The sequence below is a fragment of the Nocardia sp. NPDC059177 genome, assembly GCF_042755165.1.
Taxonomy (GTDB): Bacteria; Actinomycetota; Actinomycetes; order Mycobacteriales; family Mycobacteriaceae; genus Nocardia.
In genome coordinates, this window is the sequence record NZ_JBHZBX010000007.1 from 195241 (window position 1) to 219963 (window position 24723).

Consider the following 24723-nt stretch of genomic DNA (forward strand, 5'->3'; position numbering starts at 1 on the left):
TCACTTCCTCTTCTCGTCGGTGGTCTGCGGCGTGAGTCGCTGGGTGCCGAGCGCGGCGGCCGAGATCGCGCCGTCGGCGACCCTGATCCGCAGCTGACTGCCCGCGGGCGCGTCCTCGATCGACCGGACGACATGACGCTCCGGTCCGGCGACCCGCTGCACGACAGCGTAACCACGGGCCAGCGTGGCGGCCGGACCCACGGCGGTGAGCTTCTCGCGCAGATGCAGCGTGGTGGTCGACTCGGCGCGCAGCAGGTGCTCGACACTGCGCTGGGCGGCCGTGCGTAATCGTGCCAGTTCGTCGTGGCGGTGCCCGAGCTCGCGCAGCGGGTCGGCCAGTACCGGGCGCGAGCGCAGCTGCGCCAGCGTGTGCGCCTCGCGCTGCACCCAGCCGCGCAGGGCCGCCGCCGAACGGGCACGCATGTCGCGCACGCCGGCCAGTTCGGCGGCGGCGTCGGGCACGATCCGCTTGGCGGCGTCGGTGGGGGTGGCCGCGCGCAGGTCGGCGACCAGGTCGAGCAGGGGGTTGTCGGGTTCGTGGCCGATGGCGCTGACGATCGGTGTGCGCGCCGTGGACACGGCCCGGCACAGCGCCTCGTCGGAGAACGGCAGCAGGTCCTCGGTGCTGCCGCCGCCGCGCGCCAGCACGATCACCTCTACCTCGGGATCACCGTCGAGCTCGGCCAGCGCCGTGAGCATCTGCGGTACCGCCGTCGGCCCCTGCACCGCGGTATTGCGGATGACGAAACGGACAGCGGGCCAACGACTCTGCGCCACACTCAGCACATCGCGTTCGGCCGCGCTCGCCCGCCCGGTGATCAGCCCGACGGTGCCGGGCAGGAACGGCAGCGGCCGCTTGCGCCGCTCGTCGAAGAGCCCCTCGGCCGCCAGCAGCGCCTTGAGCCGTTCGATCCTGGCCAGCAGCTCGCCGATCCCGACCGCGCGGATCTCGGTGACCCGCAACGAGATCGTGCCGCGCCCGGTGAAGAACTGCAGCTTGCCGTAGACCACCACCCGGCTGCCCTCGGTCAGCGGCACCGGCAGCCTGCGCAGCAGATCCGGGTCACACGTCAGCGACAGCGACATGTCGGCGGAGGTGTCGCGCAGCACCAGGAACGCGGTGCGGGTACCGGGGCGCAGGCTGATCTGGGTGACCTGCCCCTCCACCCAGATGCTGCCGAGCCGTTCGATCCACTGGGCGACTTTCACGGCCACCGACCGCACCGGATACGGCTGCTCGGCCGAATTGGCCTGCGCCCCCGCCTGCGTACCCGCCGCGCCCTCCGAAGTCATAGGACAGGTATACGCGGAGGCACCGACAAACCAAAAAGGCGGCCGCATCGGCGCCGAAGGCGCGGACGCGGCCGCCTCGATTCTGGACTGAGGCGCCAGCCGCTAGGTCGCAGCCTGGACCGTGGCGATGCGGTTGGTGAGCATCGTGACGAACGGGGCGCGGGCGCGGGTCTGCTGCTCGAAGGCCAGCAGCTGGGCCAGCTCCTCCACGGTCAGCATCCGCAGCCGGGCGCGCAGCTGGGCCAGCGTCATCGCCGGGTAGTCGTAGCGGATCGCGACCTCGGGCGCCTCGACCTCGGCGGGTTCGGCCGCCGCGGTGGGCTCGACCGGCTCGTCGACCTCGGTCTCGAGCAGCAGCAGCGAGGCGGGCGCGACCTTGCCGTCGGCCGGTGCGACCGGCGCCTCTTCGGTGAACAGATCGAACCGGCTGGTGTGGCCGTTGGTGGCCACCGCGGGTTCGGGCGCGAGGTCCTCGTCGAAGGTCGCCCACTCGGGCTGTTCCTGCGGGGCCGAGCCCAGCCGCTCGAACACCGCGTCGCCCTTGAGCGCGAGACTGGTGACGAACTGCTGCAGGTGCATGGTGCTCTGCAGCACCCGGCTCAGCGCCGTGATCGGGAAGTTCACGGCCGCGACCGGGAGCCGCCTGGTCTCTTCTAACGCGTATACGGCGGCACCGGCGGCGACCCGGGCCACGAACGGAGGTCGAAACATGGTCCCAGCCTGCCGCAAACGGCCTGTGATGCAAAGGTCCAGCCTGCCCGAATGTGACTTTCGCCCCTTGATCCGGCCGGATCACCGCCGTCGGGCGCACGTAAGCTGGGGAACATGACCTCGGCAATTCCCTTGAACGTCGGTATCGCGCGCTCGGCGGGCGCGCCCGCTGCCGGTGGCAAGCGCGTGCTGCTGGCCGAGCCGCGCGGTTACTGCGCAGGCGTCGACCGTGCCGTCGAGACCGTCGAGAAGGCGCTGGAGAAGCACGGTGCCCCGATCTATGTGCGCAAGGAGATCGTGCACAACCGGCACGTGGTGGAGACGCTGCGGGAGCGCGGTGTGGTCTTCGTCGACGAGAACGACGAGGTGCCGGAGGGCGCGCTGGTCGTGTTCTCCGCGCACGGTGTCGCGCCGATCGTGCACGAGACGGCCGCGGCCAGGAACCTGCGCACCATCGACGCCACCTGCCCGCTGGTCACCAAGGTGCACCAGGAAGCCAAGCGTTTCGCCCGCGACGACTACGACATCCTGCTGATCGGTCACGAGGGCCACGAGGAGGTCGAGGGCACCGCGGGGGAGGCGCCCGAGCACGTGCAGCTCGTCGACGGCCCCGACTCGGTGGACAAGGTGACCGTCCGCGATCCGGCCAAGGTGATCTGGCTGTCGCAGACCACGCTGTCGGTGGACGAGACGATGGAGACCGTCGAGCGGCTGCGCGAGCGGTTCCCGACGCTGCAGGACCCGCCCAGCGACGACATCTGCTACGCCACCTCCAACCGCCAGACCGCGGTCAAGGCGATGGCGCCCGAATGCGATCTGGTGATCGTGGTCGGTTCGCGCAACTCGTCGAACTCGGTGCGCCTGGTCGAGGTGGCGCTGGGTGCGGGTGCGTGCGCGTCGTATCTGGTCGACTACGCGCGTGAAGTCGACCCGGCCTGGCTCGACGGTGTGCGGACGATCGGCATCACCTCGGGTGCGTCGGTGCCGGAGATCCTGGTGACCGGCGTGCTCGAGTTGCTCGCCGAGCACGGTTTCGGTGATGTGCAGCCGGTGACCACCGCCAACGAGACGCTGGTGTTCGCGCTGCCGCGTGAGCTGCGCGCCTCCCGCAAGGACGCGGCCGCGCAGAGCTGACCCCATGGACGACAGAACCCCCGTCGCGGATCGCGGCGGGGGTTCTTTGTCGGTGGACTACCCGTTGTCGGGCCTGCGCCGCTCGGTGCGGGTGGAGTCGGCGCGGTCGCGGTAGCGCACAGTGGGCTGCGGGTGCGGCGGTGCGTCACCACGCCTGCGCGGTACCCGGGCTGGTTCGGGCTCGCGGGCGGTACGCGCGGCGCGCGGTTCCCTGGTCCTGGCCGCGGCGGGCGCGCGCTTGGGGTCTCTCGGCTGACGGCGCGCCGGGCTCGCCATGTCGACCTCGGTGGCCGGGTCGTCCAGCACGGCGGTGGCGCGGCGGGGACGGCGGCGGGTGGCGTCGGCGGCCTCGGCGGCGGGTTCGGGGCGGCGGCGCTTGACCGGCTTGCGCTCGGGGGTGCGTTCGGTCCTCGGCTTGCGGTCGGTGCGCGGCCTGCGCTCGGCCGGGGCGGGGCGCGCGGTGGCGGGTGCCCGCTTGGCGACGGCGATCCGGATGCCGCCGATCAGCAGCACCAGCACGGTGGCCAGCATCATCGTCGGGAAGCGTTCCACCAGCGGGATGATCAAGTTCATCAGCACGTCTTTGATCGACGTGGTGGCGCGACCGCCCAGCAGCTGGCAGGCCAGCGGCACCGCGACGAACAGCAGCAGCGGCGGCAGCACCATGGTGGTGAACAGCCCGCGCATCCGCACCGCGCACACGGCCAGCACACAGCCCAGGACGTACAGCGCCGAGAAGGTGCCGGTCGGGTAGGTCTCGCCCCCGAGTCCGTCGATCAGGAACCCGAGCATCGTCGAGCCCGCGGCCAGCGCAATCGCGGCCCAGGCGGGGATGCCGGGTACCGAGGGCAGGATCGAACGTTGCGGCGCGGGCACCCGGGGTCGCGCACGTTGGGAAGCAGCCACCCTATGACACTAACTGCACATCGGCCCGACGGGCGCTATGGCACGGAGAACTCAGCGGCGATCCTCGGCCTCGGCGAAGGCCACCACCCGCGGTCTGGTCTCGGTCAGCCGGATTGCCGGAAGCTCCTGATCGGCGATACCGAGATCGTGCATCCGGCGCGCGGTGACCAGCACCCGCGACTCCACCGACCCGACCGTGGCGTTGAAAGCCGCTACGGCCTTACCGAGATTCACGCCGAGGGTGTCGAGGTGTTCGGCAACTTTGCCGACCCGGGTGTAGAGCTCCTTGCCCAATTGCTGCACCGTTGCCATATCGCGCGAGAGCGCTTCCTGCCGCCAGCTGAACGCGACCGTGCGTAACAGCGCGATGAGTGTAGTGGGGGTTGCCAGGATCACGTTCCGGCCGAACGCGTACTCCAGTAATCCCGCGTCGGTGGTGAGGGCGGCATCGAGGAACGGGTCGCCGGGCACGAACAGCACGACGAACTCCGGCGCCGGGTCGAAGGCCGCCCAGTAGGCCTTGTCGGCCAGCTGGTCGACGTGGGCGCGCAGCTGTTTGGCGTGCCGGGCCAGCAGCTGGTCGCGGGCGGACGGGTCCTCGGTGGTGGCGGCGTCCAGGTAGGCGGTGAAGGGGACCTTCGCGTCGACCACGATGTGCCTGCCGCCGGCCAGGCGCACCACCAGGTCGGGACGTACCGCACCGCGGTCGTCACCGCCGGCGCGGTGCACCTGGGTGTCGAAGTCGCAGTGCCTGGTCATCCCGGCCAGTTCGACCACCCGCTCGAGCTGGATCTCGCCCCACCGGCCCCGGATCTGGGGCGCGCGCAGTGCCGCGACCAGCTGCCCGGTCTGATCGGAGAGCCGGTGTGAGGTGCGCTGCATCCCGGCGACCTGTTCGCGCAGGCCCGAATAGGCGTCGATGCGGTGATGCTCGACCTGCCTGATCTGCTGTTCCAGTGCGCCGACCGCGTCGCGCAGCGGATCGACCAGCGCGCCGACGGCGGCCGAATGCCTGCGGGCGGCGTCCTCGTTCGCGGCGTGCAGTGATTGCTGCAGCAACCGCTGGTTGTCACCGGCCGCGGCCAGGCGCGCCTCCGCGGCGGCGGCACGCTGCCCACCGCGGGCGGCATGCCCCAGCCAGCCGAGACCGAACCCGGCAGCGAACACCAACACGAGCGCGACGAGCATCGAGGCGGTCATAGCGGCGATAGTGCCTCGAGCCACCGACAAACTCGCAACTGTCCGGCAACCCGGCGTGGTGGCCGCCACGCGCGCGTCGATTGAATTCTGTCGGGGGCGTGCCCTACGGTTCGCGGCATGCGGATCCTGCACACCTCCGACTGGCACATCGGGCGCACCTTCCACGGTGTCGACCTGCTGGCCGATCAAGCGCGGGTGCTCGACGCGATCGCCGAGCTGGTCGCCGCCGAAGCCGTCGATGTGGTGGTGGTGCCGGGCGACATCTACGACCGCTCGATCCCCAGTGCCGACGCGATCGCCGTCTGCAACCGGGGATTCGAGCAGATCAGGGCCGCGGGCGCGATCATCGTCGCCACCTCGGGCAATCACGATTCGCCCGCCCGGCTCGGCGCGGGCGCCAGCTTCGCCGCCGCGGGCGGCCTGCATCTGTGCACCCGCGTCGCCGATGCCGACCGGCCGGTGCTGCTCGCCGATGCCGACGGCCCGGTGGCGTTCTACGGCATCCCGTACCTGGAGCCGGAGATCACCCGCGCCGAACTCGGTGTGCCGCAGGCTCGTTCGCACGCGGAGATCCTCGATGCCGCGATGGGCCGGATCCGCGCCGACCTGGCTACCCGTCCCGGCACCCGCGCGGTGGTGCTGGCGCACGCCTTCGTCGTCGGCGGTGCGGCCACCGGTTCGGAACGGTCCATCTCGGTCGGCGGGGTGGAGACGGTGTCGATGTCGGCCTTCGACGGCATCGACTATGTGGCGCTGGGCCATCTGCATTCGCCGCAGACCCTCGCGGAATCGGTGCGCTACAGCGGTTCTCCGCTGCCGTACTCGTTCGCCGAGAACTCCCATCGCAAGGCGGTCTGGATCGTCGAGCTGGACGCCGGGGGACTGTCCGCCGTGCACCGCCACGACCTGCCGCTGGTGCGCGGGCTGAGCAAGCTCACCGGCACGCTGGACGAACTGCTCACCGACGCCGAATATGCCGGGGCCGAGCCGCATTACGTCTCCGCCACCCTCACCGACACCACCCGCCCGGTCGACCCCATGCGTAAGCTGCGCGAACGGTTCCCGCACGCGGTGCACGTGGAATGGGTGCGGCAGGAGGGTAATCCGGAGCTGCGCTATCGGGAGCGGGTGCACGGCCGTCGCGATGCCGAGGTGGCGGCGAGTTTCCTGACCGATGTGCGCGGGACACCGAGCGAGGGGGAGATGGCATGGGTGGAGCGGGCGCTGGCCGCCGCGGTGCGCGAAACCGATTCGGCCCGAGCGGTATCCGATGCCACGGAGCTGACCGCGTGAGCCACCCCGTGAACGGTGGTCTCGGGTGAGACTGCACCGGCTCGAACTCACCGCATTCGGTCCCTTCGCCGAGACCACCGTCGTCGATTTCGACGCGCTCGGTGCCGACGGGCTGTTCCTGCTGCACGGGCACACCGGTGCGGGCAAGACCACCGTTCTCGACGCCATCGCCTTCGCCCTCTACGGTCGCGTCCCCGGTGCCCGCGGGGAGAGCAAACGCCTGCACTCCGATCACGCCGACGCGCAAACGCCGCCCCGGGTGAGCTTGGAGGCGACGCTCGGCGGCCGTCGCCTGCGCCTGGTCCGGGTACCGGAGTTCGAGCGGCCCAAGCTGCGCGGCACCGGCACCCGCGTCGAACCGGCCAAGGCCACGCTGACCTGGCTCGACGGCAGCGGCGAGAACCTGGCCAGGATCACCGATATCGGGGACGAGGTACTGCGCCTGCTCGGGATGAGCGCCGACCAGTTCTTCCAGGTCGTGCTGCTCCCGCAGGGCGAATTCGCGCGCTTCCTGCGCGCCGAGAACGAAGATCGCGAGAAGCTGCTCGAGAAGCTCTTCGACACCCAGCGTTTCGGCACCGCCGAACAGTGGCTGGCCGACCGGCGCCGCGCCGCCGAACGCACCCTCGACCAGCGCAATCAGGGCATCGACCGGCTGATCACCAAGGTCGGTATGGCGGCAGGTTATGGCGGCGCCGAATCGATCGGCGTCCTCGATTCGGTCACCTGGTCCCAGGACCTGCTGGCCACCGCGCGCGCGGCCCTCGCCGAGGCGACCACCGAAGCCGAACTGCGCCACCAGGAATCGGCCGCGGCCCGCACCGACGCCGAAGAACAGCGCCGCCTCACCGAGCTCCACACCAGAATGACCGCCGCGCGAACCGAACTCGCCGCCTACACCGCCGCCGCCCCCCGCCGCGCCGAACTCACCCAGGAACTCGACCAGGCCCGCCGCGCCGAACCGGTCGCCCACGCCATCGACGAAGCCCGTGCCGCGGTCCGCACCTTGCGCCGCGCCGAATCCACCACCCACACCGCAATCCGCAACCTGGCCGCCCACCTCACCGCCGACCAGGCCGCCGACATCGCGGGCATCGATCTGCTGACAGTCGTCGTGGACGAGCCCACCGGTGGCCGAGGTGCGGGCGGTGGCAGCGGCGAGCCCGGCGGCACGGCGGGAAGTGTCGTGGACGAGCCCACCGGTGGTGGAGGTGCCGGTGGTGGCAGCGGCGAGTCTGGCGGCACGGCGGGAAGTGTTGTCGGTGTGCGGGATATCGGTGGGGATCTCGATGCCGCGGTCAACCAGTGGAACGGGCTGTTGGGGGTGCTCGGGGAAGTCCGGGCCGATGCCGCGACCGCGAACCAGCTGGCCGCTGATCTGGACGCGCAGCAGCGGGAGGTCGTGCGGCTGAACAGCCGGGGCGTGGAGCTGGCGCAGCGGCGGACCGCGCTGCCCGCCGCCCTCGCCGCGGCGCAGGAGCACCTGCGCGAGGCCACCGACGCCGCCGCCGCGCTGCCCGGCCTGCGTAACGACCTGGCCAAGTGGCAGGACTCGGCGGCGGCGGCCGTCGAGATCGCCCGGCAGCGCCCGGCCTTGGACCGCGCGCAAAGCGAGCTCGATGTCGCGCGCCGGGCGCACCTCGATGCCCGTGAGCGCGTTCTCGACCTGCGGGCACGGCGACTGGCCGGGATGGCCGCCGAACTCGCGGGCGCGCTCACCGACGGCGCCCCGTGCACGGTGTGTGGTTCCGCCGAACACCCGCACCCGGCGCAGCCCACCGACGACGCGGTATCCAAGGCGGCCGAGGACGACGCGGCGGCTGTCGAGCTGTCCGCCGAAGCGGCGCGCGACCGGATCGCCGAGCGCATCAGCGCCATCGAACGCGAACTCGAGGCCCTGTCCGCCCGTGGCGGCGACACCGACCCCGTCGCCCTGGCCGACGCCGTCCGCACCGCCACCCACCGCTTCGACGACACCGCCGAGACCGCCGCCCGCGTACCCGCCCTCACCACCCGCCTCGACACCCTGCGCACCGAGGAAGCCCAGCTCAACGACCACGCCCGCGACCTGGAAGCCCGCCTCGGCACCGCCACCGCCACCATCGCCGCCACCCACACCCGCCTCGACGCCCTCACCGCCCGCCTGCGCACCGCCGCCGGCGCGGACCGCACCGTCGAGGCCCGCACCACCCGCCTCGAATCCCTCATCCGAGCCGCCACCACCCTCCGCACCGCCCGCACCACCGAATCCACCGCCCGCGCCACCGTCCACCGCATCGCCACCCGAGTCGAAAACCTCGCCCGCACAGCAGGTTTCAGCGCCGAGGAGTACGACGCTCCCACAACCTCCGACTCGACAACCCCGGCCATCACCGCCGAGGCCCCCGTCGCCCTCGGTTCGGCGACCGCGGCGTCCGGTGCGGGATCTGCACAGAGTCGTGGGAGCGTCGTACGTTCGCCGGATCTCGATCCGGCGGGTTCTGTCGTCGCTGGTTCGGCGACTACGGAATCGGATGTGGGACCGGCCCCGAGTCGTGGAACCGACGCGTGTCCGGCGGACCTCGACTCGGTGAGATCAGTCCCGGGTCGTGGCAGCTCCGCAGATTCGGCGGACTTCGACCTGGCAGACTCCGGCGCATCGGCACCGGAGCAGGCCGACGCCACCACGACAGGACCTGCTCGAGCTCAACAGCCGAAGTCCGCCGAGGCGCCGGGCGCTGCCATCGAGTCGGCTGCGCAGATCACCACCGGCGACCTCGCCGAGGGCGACCTGGTCCCCGGTGCCCCCTTGATGGCCACGGACAAGGCCGCACAACCTCTGCGCGCGGAACCTGAAATCCCCACGCTGTTCGACCTTTTCGACGATGCGGCCGACCTCGATCCGGCCTCGGCCGACCCTGCCGAGCCGGCGGCGGACCCCGAATCGACCACCGAACCCGCACCACCTCGCGACGACATCGCCCTGCTCACCGCCTACGCGAAGGTCATCACCGCCGTCGCCCGCACCGCCCAGCGACTCGCCACCATCGAGGCCGAGCTCACCGCCGCCGATCGGGCGCGCGCCCATGCCGAGGCCGTGCTGGCCGAGCCGCGCATCCGTGCCGCGGCCGAGCAGGTGCCGGGGGATCTGGGTGCCTGCGAACAGCGGTTCGCGCAGGCGCAGAGTGCCTTGACCGCGGCGGTCGCCACGCAGTCGGCGGCGGCGGAGCGGGTCGCCCAGCTCGAACAGCTCGGTGCTCAGCTGTGGGGTGAGGTGGAGCGGATCGCGCCCGAGCAGCGGGAATTCGACGAGCTCGCCGGCCTGGCCGAGGTGGTCGCGGGGCGCGGCGAGAACGCCCGGCGCATGTCGTTGCGCTCCTATGCGCTGGCCGCCCGGCTCGAAGAGGTGGCGGTGGCCGGGTCGCTGCGGCTGCGCCGGATGTCGGGTGGCCGCTACGAATTCGTGCACTCGGACAAGGCCGGTCCGCGCGGCAGGCGCGGTGGACTCGGGCTGGACGTCCGCGACGACTACACCGGCGCCGTCCGCTCGGCGAAAACCCTCTCCGGCGGCGAAACCTTCATGGCGTCACTGGCTTTGGCGCTCGGCCTGGCCGATGTGGTCGCCGCCGAATCCGGCGGCATCGTGCTGGACACCCTGTTCATCGACGAGGGTTTCGGCAGCCTCGACGCCGACACCCTCGACTCCGTCATGGGCGTGCTCGACGAACTGCGCGCTGGCGGCCGCGTCGTCGGGGTGGTCAGCCATGTCGACGAGATGCGCCAGCGCATCCCCAGCCGCCTGCATGTCGTGCGCGGCCGCACCGGGTCCCGGCTCGAGGCGACTGTGGCCTGACCGGTCGCGCCTGCTCGCGGGGCGGCCGGTGCCGACCTAGTGTTGGCTTGGTGACCAGGAAAAGCGCTGGTATCGACGCCGTGCCGGCTTTTGTCGGCGCACTCGTGGCCGCCGCGGCGCTCTGCCTGCCCTTCGCCGCGACCACCGCGGTGGGCAGCGGTTCGGCGTACAAGACCTTCAGCCTGGTCAACAGCGTGCCGCGCTCGGCGGCGCTCGGTGTCGTCGTCGCGGTCGTGGTGGCGGTCCTGCTCAACACCCTGCGCAGGCCCGCGCTGGGCTGGCTCACCGCGACCGTCGCCACCGCGGTGCTCGCGATCGACTACGCGCTGGCCAGCGCCGCCGACACTGCCGACGTGCTGACCAGCCTGAACTACATCGACGCCCTGTGCGGCGGGGTGATCCTGGGTGCGCTGGGTGTGGGCGCCCTGCGCGCGAAGGCCTCGGCCCTCGGCTATGCCTTCGGTGTCGTGCTGGCCGCCCTGTATGCCGAACTGGGTGTGGCGATGGCTCCCGAGGAGGTGGCGGGCAGCCGTTTCATCGCGGTGCCCGGCTGGCTGATCCTGCTCGCCCTGGTTCTGCTCGCCGCCGCGACCTGGCACCGCCGCCACGGGATCACCCTGCAACGCGAATCCAGCCAGGCGATCGACCTCCCGTTCGGCCCGCTGGTGGCCGCCGCGCTGATGGCCGCGACGCTGCTGCTGACCGCGGAGTGGACCGCGCACCACTACCGCAACGACGGCTCGGGTCTGGGGTATCTGATCCTGCTGATCGTGGTGTCCGAGGTCTGCTTCCTGATCGCGGCACTGATGCTCCCCGGCCGCGACGGCATCGTCTTGATGATCGCGACCAGCATCGCCGTCTCGGCCGACGCACTGGGGTACGCGCCGCGTCTGGGCTGGGGAGTGCCCGTGGTCGCCGCCCTGGTGGTGGCCGGTTTCGCACTCGGTATCCGGTGGGCGGTCCCGTGGTTCGGTTTCGCGGGCTTCGCCGTGACCTGTGTGCTCGCCGTCCTCGCCGCCCACTGGAGCAGTTCGCTGCTCTGGTCCCTGGGCATCGGCGCGATCGCGTGCTCGGCCGGCTTCGCCTTCGGGTCGGTGCGGGTCGGCTACCTGCCGGCCGGCATCCTGTCGCTGGGCTGCCTGCTGCTGCCCTCACTGGTCTGGGCGATTCCCACCGAGTCGTCGGACTGGTCACCGGGCGGCGCGGTCGCGACCAGCACGACACCGGGTTTCGTCGCCCTCGCGATGACGCTGTGCGCTACCGCCTCGGCGGTTCTGCTGTGGCGGATCCGGCCCGGGGACACCGATCCGCCGCCGGACCTCCTGGTCGATGACCCTCGCGACGACGAACCGGAGGACGATGCCTCGATCCGCTGAAATCCCAGCTCAGGCAGGCACCGGCGCCGTCTGCCGGGTCGCGGTGAACCCGGGCAGCCACCGGTCGACCCAGGGAATCATGAGCTGGATCAACGGCCCGATCCCGAACGCGTAGACCAGGGTCCCGACCCCGACACTGCCGCCGAGCACCCACCCGGTCACCAGCACGGTGGCCTCGATCCCGGTGCGGACCGACCAGATCGGCCACCCGGTCCGCGCGACCAGTCCAGTCATCAGTCCATCCCGGGGTCCCGGCCCCATCCCGGCGCCGATGTAGAGCACCGTCGCCATCGCATTGACGACCACCGCGACCAGCATGGCCGCGATCCGCACCCACCAGCCCTCGGCGGCGGGGAGCAGCCACAATCCGGCGTCCACCGCGATCGCGATCACCACCACATTGCTGATCGTTCCGAGTCCGGGCCGCTGCCGCAACGGAATCCAGGCCAGCAGTACCGCGACTCCGGTCAGCGCGGTGACCACGCCGAAGCTCACCGGCACGTGCCCGGCCACCCCCTGATGGAAGACATCCCACGGATCGAGCCCGAGCCCGGCCCGGATCATCACCGCCATCGACGTCCCGTACAACCACAGCCCGGCATAGAGGGCGACCAGACGACGAGTGAGCATGCCTACCAGCATCCGGCCCGACTGGACCTCGTCAAAGAGCCAATCAGGGAATACTGGACCGATAATCCGGTCACCTTTCGTGCGCGAGCAGCCACCGCTTCGCATCGAGCCCCCAGCGGAACCCGCCGAGCTGACCACCGATCCGCAACACCCGGTGGCACGGCACGAACAGCGCGGCGGCATTGCGCGCGCACGCGTTCGCCGCGGCGCGGGTCGCGGCGGGCCGTCCGGACAACCCGGCGAACTCGGTATAGGTCACCGGCTCCCCGGCGGGCACCTTGCGCAGGACTTCCCAGGCGTGCGTGAGGAATTCGCCCGACTGCTGCCGCACGGTGATCGTGTCGATCGCGGTCAGGTCGCCGGCGTGATAGTCGAGCACCGCTTGCGTGATCGCGCCGAGCGAATCCCGCCTGCGCAGTTCGGTGGGTCGCAGCGTCGCGTGGATGACGCTGGTCAGCTCGGCCGGATCGGCCGTCCAGCCCGAGCCGAGCACGGCGCCGTCCGGGGCGGCGACGACGGTGAACGGGCCGATCGGTGTCGCGACGGTGGCGACGTCGGCGGGCCGGATATTGGTGGCGTTCATGAGGTTTCGCTTCCGGTCGAAGGGGCGGGCAGAACACCGCGCTCGACGAGCGCCGTCTTCCACAGATGCATGGACAGGTAGGAGCGCCACGGCGCCCAGCGGGAGGTGTCGCCGAGATCGACCCCGGCCAGCCGCGCACCCTGGCGCACCACCAGGTCGGTGCCGAGCAGGATGTCGGGATCGGCGAGCAAGCGCATGGTGACGTAGTCGGCCGTCCAGGGCCCGACCCCGTCGAGCGCGAGCAGGTCGCGCCGCAGGTCGGCGGCGGTGCGCCCGGCATGCAGCGCCAATTCGCCGTCGGCGACGGCCCGCGCGGCGGCCACGATCGCGGCGACCCGGCGGGCGGGACCGGTCAGGACATCGGCGCCCTTGTCGGCGATCGCCTCGGGCGTGGGGAACAGCCGGGGCACGGCGCCGTCGATCCGCTCGCCGAGCGCATCGACCAGCCGGGCGGTGTGCGTGGCCGCCGCCTGCACCGAGATCTGCTGTCCGATCATGGTGCGCAGCAACAACTCCGGACCGTCCAGGCAGCCAGGCACCCGGATACCGGGTGTGAACACGGGCAGCGATCCGGCTGCCTGCGGGTTCCCCGCCGCCCCCGGCATCCGGGTGATCCGGTGTTCGGTGGTCGAGCCGGTGGCGAGTCTGGGCTCGGCCGCCCCGAGTGCTTCGTCGATACCCAGCGGGTCCGCGTCGAGATCGAGCAGATGCCGCACCCGTGCCACCGTCGGCGCCAGATCGCGCATATCGCGCAGCGCCAGTTCGGCCCGCACATGCCCCGGCTGGAACGACAGCCGGATGGTCGCGTGCCCGTGCGGGGTGCGCAGGCTGCGGGTGTAGACGCCGCCGTCGAAGGTCTCCATCCCCGGCACCGTGTGCGCCGACAGGAACCACGCCAGCCACCCGGTGTCGAGCGGCTCCCGGTACGGCAGGCGCAAGGTCAGCAGTCCGGGGACGCCCGGGACGACGACATCGTTGCGCGGCGAGGACCGCAATTCGGTCCGCATCGTCGTCGGACTCACCGCGAACACCTCGCGCACGGTGTCGTTGAACTGGCGGATGCTGGCGAACCCGGCCGCGAAGGCGATATCGGACATCGGCATCTCGGTGGTCTGGATCAGCAGCCGCGCGGTGTGCGCGCGATGCGCCCTGGCCAGCGCGAGCGGCCCGGCGCCGAGCTCGGTGGTGAGCACCCGGGTCAGCTGACGCTGCGAGTACCCCAGCGTCGCGGCCAGGCCGGGCACCCCGCCGCGCTCGACCACCCCGTCGCCGATCAGCCGCATGGCGCGGGCGGCGAGGTCGGCGCGGATGTTCCACAGCGGGGAGCCGGGCGCGGCGTCGGGCAGGCAGCGGCGGCAGGCCCGGTAACCGGCCTGCTGGGCGGCCGCCGCCGTGGGTAAGAAGGAGACATTGGCCCGTTTGGGCGTGATCGCCGGGCACGAGGGCCTGCAGTAGATGCCGGTCGTGCGCACCGCGGTGAAGAACTGTCCGTCGAAGCGGGCGTCCCTGGTCGACACCGCGCGGTAGCAGCGTTCGAAGTCCAATGCCGTGATCGTCACGGGTTCCACAGTGTCAGCCCGGCGGCCCCGATGCTAGCGGAAATCGGCCACCTGCCCCCGACGGGGCGCGGACCGGTGCTTGCCTGGTCAGCAGCAGCGATTGGTGGGGTTGCGGTCGGCTTCGGCGTGGCGTTCGCGCCAGTAATCCCGTTCCGAGGCGATCGGCTCGCCGGGGTGCGTGCGCGCGCGGTGTTCGACATACCGCCGGTAGTCCTGGCCACCGTTGATGGCGCTGTACCACCAGGCGACCCCGCGCGCCGCGTCCCGGATCGGGATCAGCACCGTGGCGCCACGCACCCGGCACCACGTGACGATCCGGCGTGATCGTGCAATCGCCGCTCGCGGATGCGATATACCGACTGACGACGCGCGATTTGCACGATGACGCCGGTTGCCGACCACCTCGCGGCGACCCGTCATGACACGTGTGCCGATCCGAGTGTGCTCACCTTGCCCTCGGCGATCAGCACATCCCACTCCTTCTGCACGTCCTTCTCCGCCGCCGTCGGCAGGAAACCGCTGGGGGAGAAGATCTTCGACGGCTGCTCCTCGGACTCGGTGCTCGACACCGTGCCCGAGCGGATCGCCTTCAGGCACACATACGCTCCGACCACGGTCACGATCAGCACCAGCACCGCGAACACGATCGAGAGCGTGCCCTGGATGAAGGTGTTGCGGATGGCGGTCTCCACCTGCTCGGGAGTCTTCGCGGTCAGACAGCCCGTGCCCGCGTCCTTGGCGGCCTGGCACAGACTGTGCTGCTTCCAGTAACCGAGCTTGGGATCGGCGGAGAAGATCTTCTGCCAGGACGCGGTCATCGTGACGATGAGGTCCCAGACCAGCGGCACACCCGGAATCCAGGCCCACTTCCATTGCCCGCGTTTGACGATGATCACCAGCACGACCGTCAGCGCGATCGCGGCCAGCAGCTGATTGGCGATACCGAACAGCGGGAACAGCGCGTTGATGCCACCGAACGGATCGTTGACACCCATCAGCAGCACACTGCCCCAGCCCGCGACCACCAGCAGCGAGCACACCCAGGCGCCGACCCGCCAGGACGGATCCTTGAACTTGCGGAAACCGCCACCGAAGTTGCCCAGCGCGTCCGACACCAGGAACCGCGCGACCCGGGTACCCGCGTCGATGGTGGTGAGGATGAACAGCGCCTCGAACATGATCGCGAAGTGGTACCAGAACGCCTTCATCGACTCGCCACCGAGGAACTGGTGGAACACCTCCGAAATACCGACGGCCAGCGTCGGCGCGCCACCGGTGCGCGAGATGATCGAGTTCTCCCCGACATCGGCGGCGGCGTCGGCGAACAGCTCCGGTGTTGCCGCCGGCCCGCTCAACCCGAGCGTATTGGTATAGGCCGCGGCGGTTTCCGGTGTGCCGCCGGTGAGCCCGCCCGGCGCGTTCATGCCGAAGTACAGGTGCTGGTCGATGATCGAGGCGGTGATGATCGCCATCACCGCGACGAACGACTCCATCAGCATGCCGCCGTAGCCGATCATCCGCGCATTGGATTCCTTGGCCAGCAGTTTCGGCGTGGTCCCCGAGGAAACCAGCGCGTGGAAACCCGACAGCGCGCCACAGGCGATGGTGATGAACAGGAACGGGAACAGGCTGCCCGCGAACGCCGGACCCGTCCCGGTGTGCGCGAATTCCGACACCGCGGGCGCCTTCAGCACCGGCATGGTGATCAGGATGCCCGCCGCCAGCAGCACGATGGTGCCGACCTTCATGAACGTCGACAGGTAGTCACGCGGGGCGAGCAGCAGCCACACCGGCAGCACCGAGGCGAAGAAACCGTAGGCGATCAGGCACCAGGCGATGGTGGTGCGCGAGAGCGTGAACCAGTCGGTGCCCCACTGGGTTTCCGACACCATGCCGCCGCCGATGATCGCCGCCAGCAACAGCACGATGCCGATCGCGGACACCTCGCCGACCTTGCCCGGCCGCAGATACCGCAGATACACGCCCATGAACAGGGCGATCGGGATGGTCATCGCGATCGAGAACACGCCCCACGGGCTCTCCCCGAGCGCGTTCACCACGACCAGCGCGAGCACCGCCAGCAGGATGGTCATGATCGCCAGGATCGCCACGATCGCGGCGACACCGCCGAAACTGCCGAGCTCGTCGCGCGCCATCTGCCCGAGGCTGCGGCCCCGGCGCCGGGTCGAAGCCCACAACACCAGATAGTCCTGCACCGCGCCGGCGAACACGACACCGACGATGATCCAGATGGTGCCCGGCAGATAGCCCATCTGCGCGGCCAGCACCGGACCCACCAGCGGTCCGGCGCCCGCGATGGCGGCGAAATGGTGCCCGTAGAGCACGCGCCGGTCCATCGGCATGAAATCCTTGCCGTTGTCGTAGATCTCGGCGGGCGTCGCCACGTCGTCACGCGGCTTGGTGATCTTCCATTCGATGAACCGCGCGTAGAAGCGGTAGGCGATGATGTAGGTACAGACCGCCGCGATGACGATCCACACCGCGTTCACCGACTCGCCGCGCACGAAGGCGACGATGGTCCACGCGATCGCGCCGAGCACCGCGATTCCCGCGAACACGGCCTTCTTGACCGGCGTGATCGGGGTGCGATCGACGATGCCGACCGGCGGGAGATCCGGCTCGGTCCGCAGATATTCGATGGTCGCCATTGACTCAACTCCTGGTCCAACGCGCAGAGCCTCGGGTAGAACATCGTCAAGGTAGCGGATCAACTCAGCGTGCCGGACAGGATCTCCCGCCTCGCGGCCAAGATGAAATTTTGTTCAGCAGCTCATTCGCCTCGGTAGGTGCCGAAGCTCCAGAAGTTGCCTTCGGGGTCGGCGGCGGTGAAGCCGCGGGAGCCGTAGTCCTCGTCGCGGAGGCCGCGGATGATGGTCGCGCCCGCGGCGGTGGCGCGGGCGTGCAGGGCGTCGGGGTCGTCGGTGACCAGGTAGAGGGAGGCGACGCCGGCGGGGCGGGTGGCGAAGGGGGAGTCGTCGCGGGCGGTGGAGCCGAACATGATGCCGCCACCGGCGGGCCAGCGGAGTTCGCCGTGTTCGACGACCGACGGGTCGTCTTCGCGGGCGTAGACCGCGATTTCGGTGAATCCGAAAGCGGTGGTGAGGAATTCGATCATGGCGCGGGCGTCGTCGAAGGCCAGGCAGGGCCAGACGGCGGTCTGGGTGTTGGTTGTGGTGTCCATGTGTTCAGCCTTGTCCTTCGGTGGTGCTCGGGTCTTGGACGGATGGAACCTCCTCCTCGGTCAGCCAGGTGATGGGCGAGCAGCCGGCCAGCTCGGCGAAATCACGGTTGAGATGGGCCTGGTCGTAGTAGCCGCAGGTGGCGGCGATCTGGGCGATGGAGACGAACGACGGGGTGGCCGCGATCATCCGCCTGGCGCGTTCGAAGCGGATGATCCGGGCCGCCAGCTTCGGGCTCGCGCCGAACTCGGCGGTGAACTTGCGGGTCAGGTGCTGGCGGCTCCAGCCGATCCGCTCGGCCAGCGGGGTGATCTCGCAGGTGCCGCCGGTACCGACCAGAGTGCGCCAAGCCCAAGCCAATTCGGGTCCGGCGTGGGATTCTGTGCGGACGGCGGCGAGCAGTGCGCGATCGCAGGCAGCGAATCGCGCGGGCCAATCCCGCTGCGACTGCACGGCATCGGCGAGCTGATCACCGAGAACCCGCTGGGCATCGGTGCATTCGACCGACACGTCCCACAGCTCGCGGGCCGGCATCCCGAACAGCGCCCGGCTGCCCAGCGGCGTCAGCTCGATGGCGACACCCTCCTGGAACCCGGTGTGCGCGATCATCGCCGGACTCGCCTGCAAACCGCCCAGTACACAGCGATAGCTGCCCGGCGCCTGATGCGGATCGGTCTGGGTGACCACGTCGATGGTGGGACCGACCGCGACGATGAACGTCATGTGCCGTGAGGGCAGTCCGCGATGCAGGCCGGGCGCGAAGCCCGCCAGCCGATAGCCCACGTACCGGTCGATGAACGCTGCCAAGGCCGGCGCGGGGGCCGCGGTCACCACCTCGGTGGTCGGCTCCATATCGGCCACGCTACGCCGGGGTGCGACGGTGCGGCCAGGGCTCGTCAAGCCCGTGGCGGTGTGGGATGACGCACGCGTCCGGTGGGCCGGGGCGGGGTAACCGTTTCGTGAAGGTGCTCTCCGCAGTGTCGCGGAGCCGGTGAGATTTCGCACTCACACGCCCATGGCCTGTGGAAACGCGCACTCGCCCGGTTAACGTTGCGCCTTCGCCCAATTCTGTAGGAGGTGTCATGCGGCGGGTTCAGTACGAGCGCAGCGGTGGTCCGGAGGTGCTCGAGGTCGTCGCAGCCCAGGTGCCGGTGCCCGGCGCCGGTGAGCTGCTGGTCCGGGTCGAGGCCATCGGGGTCACCCTGTCGGCGATCCGGCGGATCAGCGCCCAGCCGGTCGCCCAGCAGCTGCGCGCCGAGGTCGCCGGTGAGGTCGTCGCCGTCGGTGACGGGGTCGACGGCTACAGCGTCGGCTACCGCGTGGTCGGCCTGTGCACCGCCGACGCTTACGCCGAATACGTCGTTCTCGCCGCCGACCAGGCCTCCGCCATCCCCGACGGTGCCTCCGCCGTCGACGCCGTCGCGTTGATGCGCAGCGGCCTGGTCGCCCTCGGCGCCCTCGACACCGCCGCCCCGCGCGAGGGCGAGACCGCCCTGATCACCGCCGCCGCCGGTGGCGTCGGCCACCTGGCCGTACAGCTGGCCCGCGTGCGCGGCGCGAGCTGGGTCGTCGCCGCGGTCTCCGACACCGCCAAGGCCGACTTCGTGCGCGAACTCGGCGCCGACGAGGTCTTCACCTACGACCAGCTGCACTGCGGCAAGCAGGCCGACTACGCGCTCGACGGCATCGGCGGCAGCGGCATCGGCGCCACCCTCGCCGGGCTGGCCGAGGGCGGCCGCGCGGTCACCTACGGCACCGGCACCGGCCTGCTCGACGCCGAAGACCTGCTCGCCGGCGGAAAATCCCTCACCGGCTTCCGCATCGGCCGCCTCGCCCAGCGCGACCCCGCCCGCTACGAGGATCTGCGCCAGGAGGTCTGGCAGTACTACGCCTCCGGCCTCCTGCACCCCGTCGTGCACGCGCAGTTCCCGCTGGACGACGCCGCGGCCGCCCACGCCGTCATCGAGCAGCGCGCCAACCTGGGCAAGGTCGTCCTCATCCCCTGACCACCATGCTGGACAGTTGATCACCAGGCCACCAGGGAGGCATCGCCCGAGAAGGAAAATCCCTCAGGGCCTGGTGATCAACAGTCCAGCTCGGGTGTCGCGGGCGGCGACCGACGTGCGGTGGGCACCACGTAGACTCCTGGTCTCGTGAGCCTCACCCTTGGAATCGTCGGTCTGCCCAATGTCGGAAAGTCGACGCTGTTCAACGCGCTGACCAAGAACGACGTGCTGGCCGCGAACTACCCGTTCGCGACCATCGAGCCCAATGTCGGCGTGGTCCCGCTGCCCGACCCGCGGCTGAACAAGCTCGCCGAGATCTTCGGCTCCGAGAAGATCGTGCCCGCCGTGGTGTCCTTCGTCGACATCGCCGGCATCGTGAAGGGCGCCTCCGAGGGGGCGGGCCTGGGCAACAAGTTCCTGGCCAACATCCGAGAGGCCGACGCCATCTGCCAGGTGGTGCGCGTGTTCGCCGACGACGACGTGGTGCACGTCGACGGTCGCGTCGACCCCACCGCCGACATCGAGGTCATCGAGACCGAGCTGATCCTGGCCGACCTGCAGACCCTCGAGAAGGCCATCCCGCGCCTCGAGAAGGAAGCCAAGGTCAAGAAGGACCGCAAGCCGCTGCTCGACGCCGCCAAGGTGGCCCAGGAGTTCCTCAACGAGGGCACCACCCTGTTCGCCGCGGGCAAGAAGATCGACGGCGAACTGCTGCGCGAACTCTCGCTGCTCACCATCAAACCGTTCCTCTACGTCTTCAACGCCGACGAATCCGTCCTCACCGACGAGGCCAAGGTCGCCGAACTGAAGGCCTCCGTCGCCCCCGCCGACGCCGTCTTCCTCGACGCCAAGGTCGAAGCCGAACTCCTCGAACTCGACGACGAGTCCGCCCTCGAACTCCTCGAGTCCATCGGCCAGACCGAGCCCGGCCTGCACGCCCTGGCCCGCGCCGGTTTCCACACCCTCGGCCTGCAGACCTACCTCACCGCAGGCCCCAAGGAATCCCGAGCCTGGACCATCCACCAGGGCGACACGGCCCCCAAGGCCGCCGGTGTCATCCACACCGACTTCGAACGCGGCTTCATCAAGGCCGAACTGGTCGCCTTCACCGACCTGGTCGAAGCCGGCTCCATGTCCGCCGCCAAGGCTGCGGGCAAGGTCCGCATGGAAGGCAAGGACTACATCATGGCGGACGGCGACGTCGTCGAGTTCCGCTTCAACGTCTGAGGTGCGGCCTATCATCGGGGGATGGTTGAGGACTGGCGGGTCGGGCGGGTCGATGACATTCGTGCGCTGATCAGGGCGGCGGAGCCGGATGTGGTCGAGGAGATGAAGTGGAAGAAGCCGTCCAATCCGGACGGGGTGCCCGCTTTTTCGCTGGACGGGTTGATCTGCACCTTGGAGATGTACAAGGGGAAGGTGAAGGTCAACTTTGCCAAGGGGTCGTCGGTGCATGATCCGAAGGGACTGTTCAATGCCAGTTTGCAGGCTCCGGTGGGGCGGTCGATCGATCTGCACGAAGACGACGAGCTCGACCCCGAGGCGTTCACCGCGCTGATCAATGACGCCGTGCGGGTGAACCGGGCGCGGTGAACCGGGCGACTCGATCCCAAAAACTATGACGAATAGTAAATTGGGCGAGTGATTAAGGGCCTGGGTGCGCTCGAGAGCCAGGTGATGGCGGAGTTGTGGGAGAGCGCGGACGCGTTGTCGGTGCACGATCTGGTCGATCGGCTGGCCGACGGGCAGCGGGTTCCCGCGTACACGACGGTGCTGACGGTGGTGTCGCATCTGTGGGAGAAGGGGTGGGTGCGGCGGGAGAAGATCGGTCGTTCCTACCGGTACCGGCCCAGTCGTAGCCGGGCCGAGGCGACCACCGATCTGCTGCGCGAGATTCTCGACGCCAGTCCCGACGCGCCCGCGGTGCTGCTGCATCTGGTGCGTACCGCGAGCGAGCGTGAGGTCGAGGCGCTGCGGCGGGGGCTGGCCGACGACGAGCGCGGCCCGTGATTCTGCTGACGGCGCTGCTGGCCGCGGGTATCGCGCTGGCGGTGGCCGCTCCCGCGGTACTTTCCCGCGTCGATTTCACCGCCGCGCCGGTCATGGGGATGGTGGCTTGGTTGGGTGCGGTCGCCGCGACGCTGGGCTGCGGTGTGCTCGCCCTGATCGCGCTGGCGTGGCCCGGTGATCCGCCGGGGAATCTGTCGGCGGGCAGGCTGGTGGAAAGTCTGGCGGCGGTCGAGCCGACGGTGGTCACCTGGGCGGCGGGGCTGATCATGCCGCTGGCGGTGATCGGTACGCTCGTGCCGACCGGGCAGCTGACGCGCATCGTCATCGGGCACCGGGGACGTGGTGCGGCGCTGCGCCGCAGGCACCGGGAGCTGGTCGAGATCGTCGGTCGCGTCGAGGTTGCCGGTGCGAAGCTGGTTCGGCTCGAACATCCGGTTCCGCTGGCCTACAGCGTCGCCGGGCGCGGCGGGTACGTCGTGGTCACCGACGGGTTGGCGCGCTGCCTGACCGAGGCGCAGTGGCGTGCTGTGCTCGCGCACGAACACGCGCATCTGCGCGGATTCCATCACCATATTCTCGGCGCGTTTCAGGTTCTCGCCCGGGCTTTTTCGTGGATTCCGCTGTTCGCCGCCGCCCCGAACGCGGTGGCCACCCTGGTCGAATTCGCCGCCGATCGCGCGGCGGCGGCCGCGACCGATCCGCGGGCGCTCGCCGTCGCGCTGCGTACTGTGGCCGCGCACGCGACGACCATGCCGACCGCGCCACTCGGCTTGATCGATGACTCCCTGGCGATGCGCCTGGAGCGTTTGTCGGCCACCTCGAATGCCGGTTCGTCCCGCCGGACGGCGGCGATGATGCTCGTCGCGACGATGTTGCTGGCGCCGGTCGCGGCGGTGGTGGTGGTCGGTCTGAGCGCGGTGCTGGTGCGCTTGTTCATCGCCTGAGGATTCGGCCACGAAAAACTATGCTCCATAGTATTTTGGCGGAGGGTGTCGTACGGCCACAATGTGAAATATGACTAGTTCAGAAGTGAGAAGCTTTGCGTTTCAAGAGTTCCCACGCAGCGCGAACGCGCGTGCCGTTCCTGACGATGCTCGCCACCACCGTGCTGACCGCCGGCGTCGTCGGCCCGGCCGCCGCAGACCCGGTCGCTGATCCGGCGCAGACCCGCTATTCGCTGGTCGACGGCTGCTACCGGATCGACACCCCCGCCGGTCCACTGGTCCCGGCGGCGGGACCATATCGGCTGCATGCCACCGGGCTCGGCGAATACCTGCTCTACGGCCGTCACCGTGAGGTGCTGGCGGCCACCGGCGGCGCGATCGCTCCCGCGAAGAACCCGTCGGACGCCGCCGTGTGGACGGTGAACGGATCCGGTGCGAGCGGTTTCGTCCTCACCAACGGCGCGACCAGCACACCAGCCACCTTCGTCGCCGACACCGGCTGCGCGGACTACCCCGAGGCACAGATCGGCGCGCACGGAACGCCCGGCCCCAGCGTCGCCGCGGACGGTTCGGTCATCGGCACCATCGACGCTCACGCGCACATCACCGCCTACGAGTTCATGGGCGGCAACTTCCACTGCGGCCGTCCCTGGCACCGCTTCGGGGCGCCCTACGCACTGCCGGACTGCGCGCAATATCGCACCGGCACCAACGGTCTGGTCGCCAGCTTCCTCGACCACGGCGAACCGTTCCACGATTCCGACACCGTCGGCTGGCCCAGCTTCCGGGACTGGCCCAAACCCTCGGTGCTCACCGCCGAAGGCGCCTACTGGACCAGTATCGAGCGCTCGTGGAAGGCGGGTCTGCGGGTACTGACCGTCGACCTGGTGGACAACGAATCGCTGTGCACGATGATGACCGACCGCCGAAACCCCTGCGACGACATGGTTTCGGTGCGTTTGCAGGCCGACAGCCTGCGGGCGCTACAGGACTACATCGACGCCAGGGCCGGTGGTCCGGGGCAAGGTTTCTTCCGCATCGTCACCGACCCGGCCGAAGCGCGCCGGGTCGCCGCGTCCGGCAAGCTCGCCGTGGTGCTCGGCATGGAACTGTCCGACCCGCTGGATTGCGGGGTGGTCCTGGGACAGGCGCAGTGCACCCGCGCCGATGTCGACCGCTGGCTGACCGAACTGCGTGCCATCGGAGTCAGCAGCTTCTTCCCCGTCCACAAATTCGACAACGCCTTCGGCGGCACCAAGATGTACCACGATGTCACCGGCCTGCTGGTGAACGCGGGCAACTTCATGCAGACCGGCACATTCTGGAACGTCCAGTCCTGCCCCGGGCCCGAACACGACAGCACGCAGATCTCCGTGCCCATCGCCGGCCACATCAATCAGTTTCTCGCCGGTCTCACCGGGCCCCTGCTCGGTGGCGCGCCGCTGCCGCTGTACGCGGCGGGGCCGCACTGCAACGCGCGCGGCCTGACCGAGCTGGGTGCGTATCTGATCAACCGGATGATCGACCACGGGTTCCTGATCGAGATCGACCACCTCAGCGAAGCCACCGCCGACGAAGTCATGACCATCATCGAAGAGCGTCGCTACCCGGGCGTGCTGTCCTCACACGGCTGGGATTCCGCCAAGACCACCGAACGGGTGTACGCGGTCGGCGGTTTCGCGACCCCCTACGCCGGTGGGCCCGCCGGATTCGTGCAGGCCTGGCGTGAAGCCCGGGCCATGCCGCGGCCCGGCGGCGACTTCGGTTTCGGGTTCGGCTCGGACATGAACGGCATCGCCGGTCAGGGCGCGCCACTGGGCACGGGGATCGTCGCGTACCCCTTCGTCTCCCACGACGGCCGCGTCACCTTCGACCGGGAACGCTGGGGCGATCGGACCTTCGACATCAACACCGACGGCACGGCGACCTACGGGACCTATGCCGACTGGCTGGAGGCCGTCCGCGTGCTCGGTGGACCGGAGATCATGACCGATCTCTTCCACGGTGCGGAGGTGTATCTGCGGCTGTGGGAGCAGGTCAGGTGAC

General features: G+C 70.1%; 21 protein-coding genes. 10 read left to right on the forward strand and 11 right to left on the reverse strand.

The window, feature by feature from the left end:
* The gene (gene xseA, locus ACFXK0_RS11740; protein ID WP_379410056.1) at positions 1-1293 is read right to left on the reverse strand and encodes an exodeoxyribonuclease VII large subunit; all 1293 of its coding nucleotides are present in this window, start codon (positions 1291-1293) and stop codon (positions 1-3) included.
* 102 nt (positions 1294-1395) lie between these two features.
* Positions 1396-2004 carry a lipid droplet-associated protein gene (locus ACFXK0_RS11745; RefSeq protein WP_379410058.1) on the reverse strand — a complete coding sequence of 203 codons (609 nt, stop codon included), beginning with the start codon at positions 2002-2004 and terminating at the stop codon, positions 1396-1398.
* Positions 2005-2118: 114 nt separating this feature from the next.
* Between ACFXK0_RS11745 and ACFXK0_RS11750 the strand changes: the two genes are divergently transcribed.
* Complete coding sequence (locus ACFXK0_RS11750) at positions 2119-3138, forward strand: 4-hydroxy-3-methylbut-2-enyl diphosphate reductase (RefSeq protein ID WP_379410059.1); 1020 nt, start codon at positions 2119-2121, stop codon at positions 3136-3138.
* 57 nt (positions 3139-3195) lie between these two features.
* Here the strand turns inward: ACFXK0_RS11750 and ACFXK0_RS11755 are convergent, their stop codons facing one another.
* Positions 3196-4044, reverse strand: coding sequence for a DUF6542 domain-containing protein (locus ACFXK0_RS11755; protein ID WP_379410060.1), 849 nt, complete (start codon positions 4042-4044; stop codon positions 3196-3198).
* A 51-nt stretch (positions 4045-4095) separates the two neighbouring features.
* Complete coding sequence (locus ACFXK0_RS11760; RefSeq protein WP_379410061.1) at positions 4096-5244, reverse strand: DNA recombination protein RmuC; 1149 nt, start codon at positions 5242-5244, stop codon at positions 4096-4098.
* Positions 5245-5361: 117 nt separating this feature from the next.
* On the opposite strand from ACFXK0_RS11760, the gene ACFXK0_RS11765 reads away from it, so the two are divergent.
* Genes ACFXK0_RS11765 through ACFXK0_RS11775 form a run of 3 tightly spaced genes read left to right on the forward strand, consistent with a single transcriptional unit; the run spans position 5362 to position 11745 of the window.
* The gene (locus ACFXK0_RS11765; RefSeq protein WP_379410063.1) at positions 5362-6537 is read left to right on the forward strand and encodes an exonuclease SbcCD subunit D; all 1176 of its coding nucleotides are present in this window, start codon (positions 5362-5364) and stop codon (positions 6535-6537) included.
* A 25-nt stretch (positions 6538-6562) separates the two neighbouring features.
* Positions 6563-10369: an AAA family ATPase gene (locus ACFXK0_RS11770; RefSeq protein ID WP_379410064.1), complete on the forward strand. Its 3807-nt coding sequence runs from the start codon at positions 6563-6565 to the stop codon at positions 10367-10369.
* A 50-nt stretch (positions 10370-10419) separates the two neighbouring features.
* The gene (locus ACFXK0_RS11775) at positions 10420-11745 is read left to right on the forward strand and encodes a hypothetical protein (protein WP_379410065.1); all 1326 of its coding nucleotides are present in this window, start codon (positions 10420-10422) and stop codon (positions 11743-11745) included.
* A 9-nt stretch (positions 11746-11754) separates the two neighbouring features.
* On the opposite strand, the gene ACFXK0_RS11780 is transcribed toward ACFXK0_RS11775, so the two are convergent.
* The 7 genes from ACFXK0_RS11780 to ACFXK0_RS11810 all read right to left on the reverse strand — a co-directional run bounded on the left by ACFXK0_RS11780 (position 11755) and on the right by ACFXK0_RS11810 (position 18569).
* Positions 11755-12375, reverse strand: a complete 621-nt coding sequence (locus ACFXK0_RS11780) for a YitT family protein (protein ID WP_379410066.1) — start codon at positions 12373-12375, stop codon at positions 11755-11757.
* Between the two features lie 70 nt (positions 12376-12445).
* On the reverse strand, positions 12446-12958 hold the full coding sequence (locus tag ACFXK0_RS11785; protein ID WP_379410067.1) for a methylated-DNA--[protein]-cysteine S-methyltransferase: 513 nt from the start codon (positions 12956-12958) through the stop codon (positions 12446-12448).
* Entirely contained in the window at positions 12955-14526 is a 1572-nt protein-coding gene (locus ACFXK0_RS11790) for a DNA-3-methyladenine glycosylase 2 family protein (RefSeq protein WP_379410068.1), read from the reverse strand. The genes ACFXK0_RS11785 and ACFXK0_RS11790 overlap by 4 nt, the downstream gene beginning before the upstream one ends.
* Before the next feature lie 78 nt (positions 14527-14604).
* Positions 14605-14814, reverse strand: coding sequence for a YbdD/YjiX family protein (locus ACFXK0_RS11795; protein ID WP_379410070.1), 210 nt, complete (start codon positions 14812-14814; stop codon positions 14605-14607).
* A 119-nt stretch (positions 14815-14933) separates the two neighbouring features.
* Entirely contained in the window at positions 14934-17186 is a 2253-nt protein-coding gene (locus ACFXK0_RS11800; RefSeq protein ID WP_379410071.1) for a carbon starvation CstA family protein, read from the reverse strand.
* Positions 17187-17308: 122 nt separating this feature from the next.
* Complete coding sequence (locus ACFXK0_RS11805) at positions 17309-17719, reverse strand: VOC family protein (protein ID WP_379410072.1); 411 nt, start codon at positions 17717-17719, stop codon at positions 17309-17311.
* A 4-nt stretch (positions 17720-17723) separates the two neighbouring features.
* On the reverse strand, positions 17724-18569 hold the full coding sequence (locus ACFXK0_RS11810; RefSeq protein ID WP_379410073.1) for a helix-turn-helix domain-containing protein: 846 nt from the start codon (positions 18567-18569) through the stop codon (positions 17724-17726).
* 230 nt (positions 18570-18799) lie between these two features.
* On the opposite strand from ACFXK0_RS11810, the gene ACFXK0_RS11815 reads away from it, so the two are divergent.
* The 6 genes from ACFXK0_RS11815 (at position 18800) to ACFXK0_RS11840 (ending at position 24722) form a co-directional block, all read left to right on the forward strand.
* On the forward strand, positions 18800-19723 hold the full coding sequence (locus ACFXK0_RS11815; protein ID WP_379410074.1) for a zinc-binding alcohol dehydrogenase family protein: 924 nt from the start codon (positions 18800-18802) through the stop codon (positions 19721-19723).
* A 147-nt stretch (positions 19724-19870) separates the two neighbouring features.
* The gene (gene ychF, locus ACFXK0_RS11820; RefSeq protein ID WP_379410075.1) at positions 19871-20950 is read left to right on the forward strand and encodes a redox-regulated ATPase YchF; all 1080 of its coding nucleotides are present in this window, start codon (positions 19871-19873) and stop codon (positions 20948-20950) included.
* 21 nt (positions 20951-20971) lie between these two features.
* A complete protein-coding gene (locus tag ACFXK0_RS11825) occupies positions 20972-21316 on the forward strand; it encodes a DUF1801 domain-containing protein (protein ID WP_379410076.1) in 345 nt (114 codons plus the stop codon).
* A 51-nt stretch (positions 21317-21367) separates the two neighbouring features.
* Complete coding sequence (locus tag ACFXK0_RS11830) at positions 21368-21733, forward strand: BlaI/MecI/CopY family transcriptional regulator (RefSeq protein WP_379410161.1); 366 nt, start codon at positions 21368-21370, stop codon at positions 21731-21733.
* Positions 21730-22677, forward strand: a complete 948-nt coding sequence (locus ACFXK0_RS11835; RefSeq protein WP_379410077.1) for a M56 family metallopeptidase — start codon at positions 21730-21732, stop codon at positions 22675-22677. Before ACFXK0_RS11830 ends, ACFXK0_RS11835 begins: the two co-directional genes overlap by 4 nt.
* 131 nt (positions 22678-22808) lie before the next feature.
* Entirely contained in the window at positions 22809-24722 is a 1914-nt protein-coding gene (locus tag ACFXK0_RS11840) for a peptidase (RefSeq protein WP_379410078.1), read from the forward strand.
* Position 24723 lies beyond the last annotated feature (1 nt).

Coding starts and splice junctions, on each gene's coding strand:
- ACFXK0_RS11765 (WP_379410063.1), top strand. CDS start 5,362: ATGCGGATCCTGCACACCTCCGACTGGCACATCGGGCGCACCTTCCAC.
- ACFXK0_RS11810 (WP_379410073.1), bottom strand. CDS start 18,569: ATGGAGCCGACCACCGAGGTGGTGACCGCGGCCCCCGCGCCGGCCTTG.
- ACFXK0_RS11750 (WP_379410059.1), top strand. CDS start 2,119: ATGACCTCGGCAATTCCCTTGAACGTCGGTATCGCGCGCTCGGCGGGC.
- ACFXK0_RS11815 (WP_379410074.1), top strand. CDS start 18,800: ATGCGGCGGGTTCAGTACGAGCGCAGCGGTGGTCCGGAGGTGCTCGAG.
- ACFXK0_RS11805 (WP_379410072.1), bottom strand. CDS start 17,719: ATGGACACCACAACCAACACCCAGACCGCCGTCTGGCCCTGCCTGGCC.
- ACFXK0_RS11745 (WP_379410058.1), bottom strand. CDS start 2,004: ATGTTTCGACCTCCGTTCGTGGCCCGGGTCGCCGCCGGTGCCGCCGTA.
- ACFXK0_RS11780 (WP_379410066.1), bottom strand. CDS start 12,375: ATGCTCACTCGTCGTCTGGTCGCCCTCTATGCCGGGCTGTGGTTGTAC.
- xseA (WP_379410056.1), bottom strand. CDS start 1,293: ATGACTTCGGAGGGCGCGGCGGGTACGCAGGCGGGGGCGCAGGCCAAT.
- ACFXK0_RS11800 (WP_379410071.1), bottom strand. CDS start 17,186: ATGGCGACCATCGAATATCTGCGGACCGAGCCGGATCTCCCGCCGGTC.
- ACFXK0_RS11760 (WP_379410061.1), bottom strand. CDS start 5,244: ATGACCGCCTCGATGCTCGTCGCGCTCGTGTTGGTGTTCGCTGCCGGG.
- ACFXK0_RS11785 (WP_379410067.1), bottom strand. CDS start 12,958: ATGAACGCCACCAATATCCGGCCCGCCGACGTCGCCACCGTCGCGACA.
- ACFXK0_RS11825 (WP_379410076.1), top strand. CDS start 20,972: ATGGTTGAGGACTGGCGGGTCGGGCGGGTCGATGACATTCGTGCGCTG.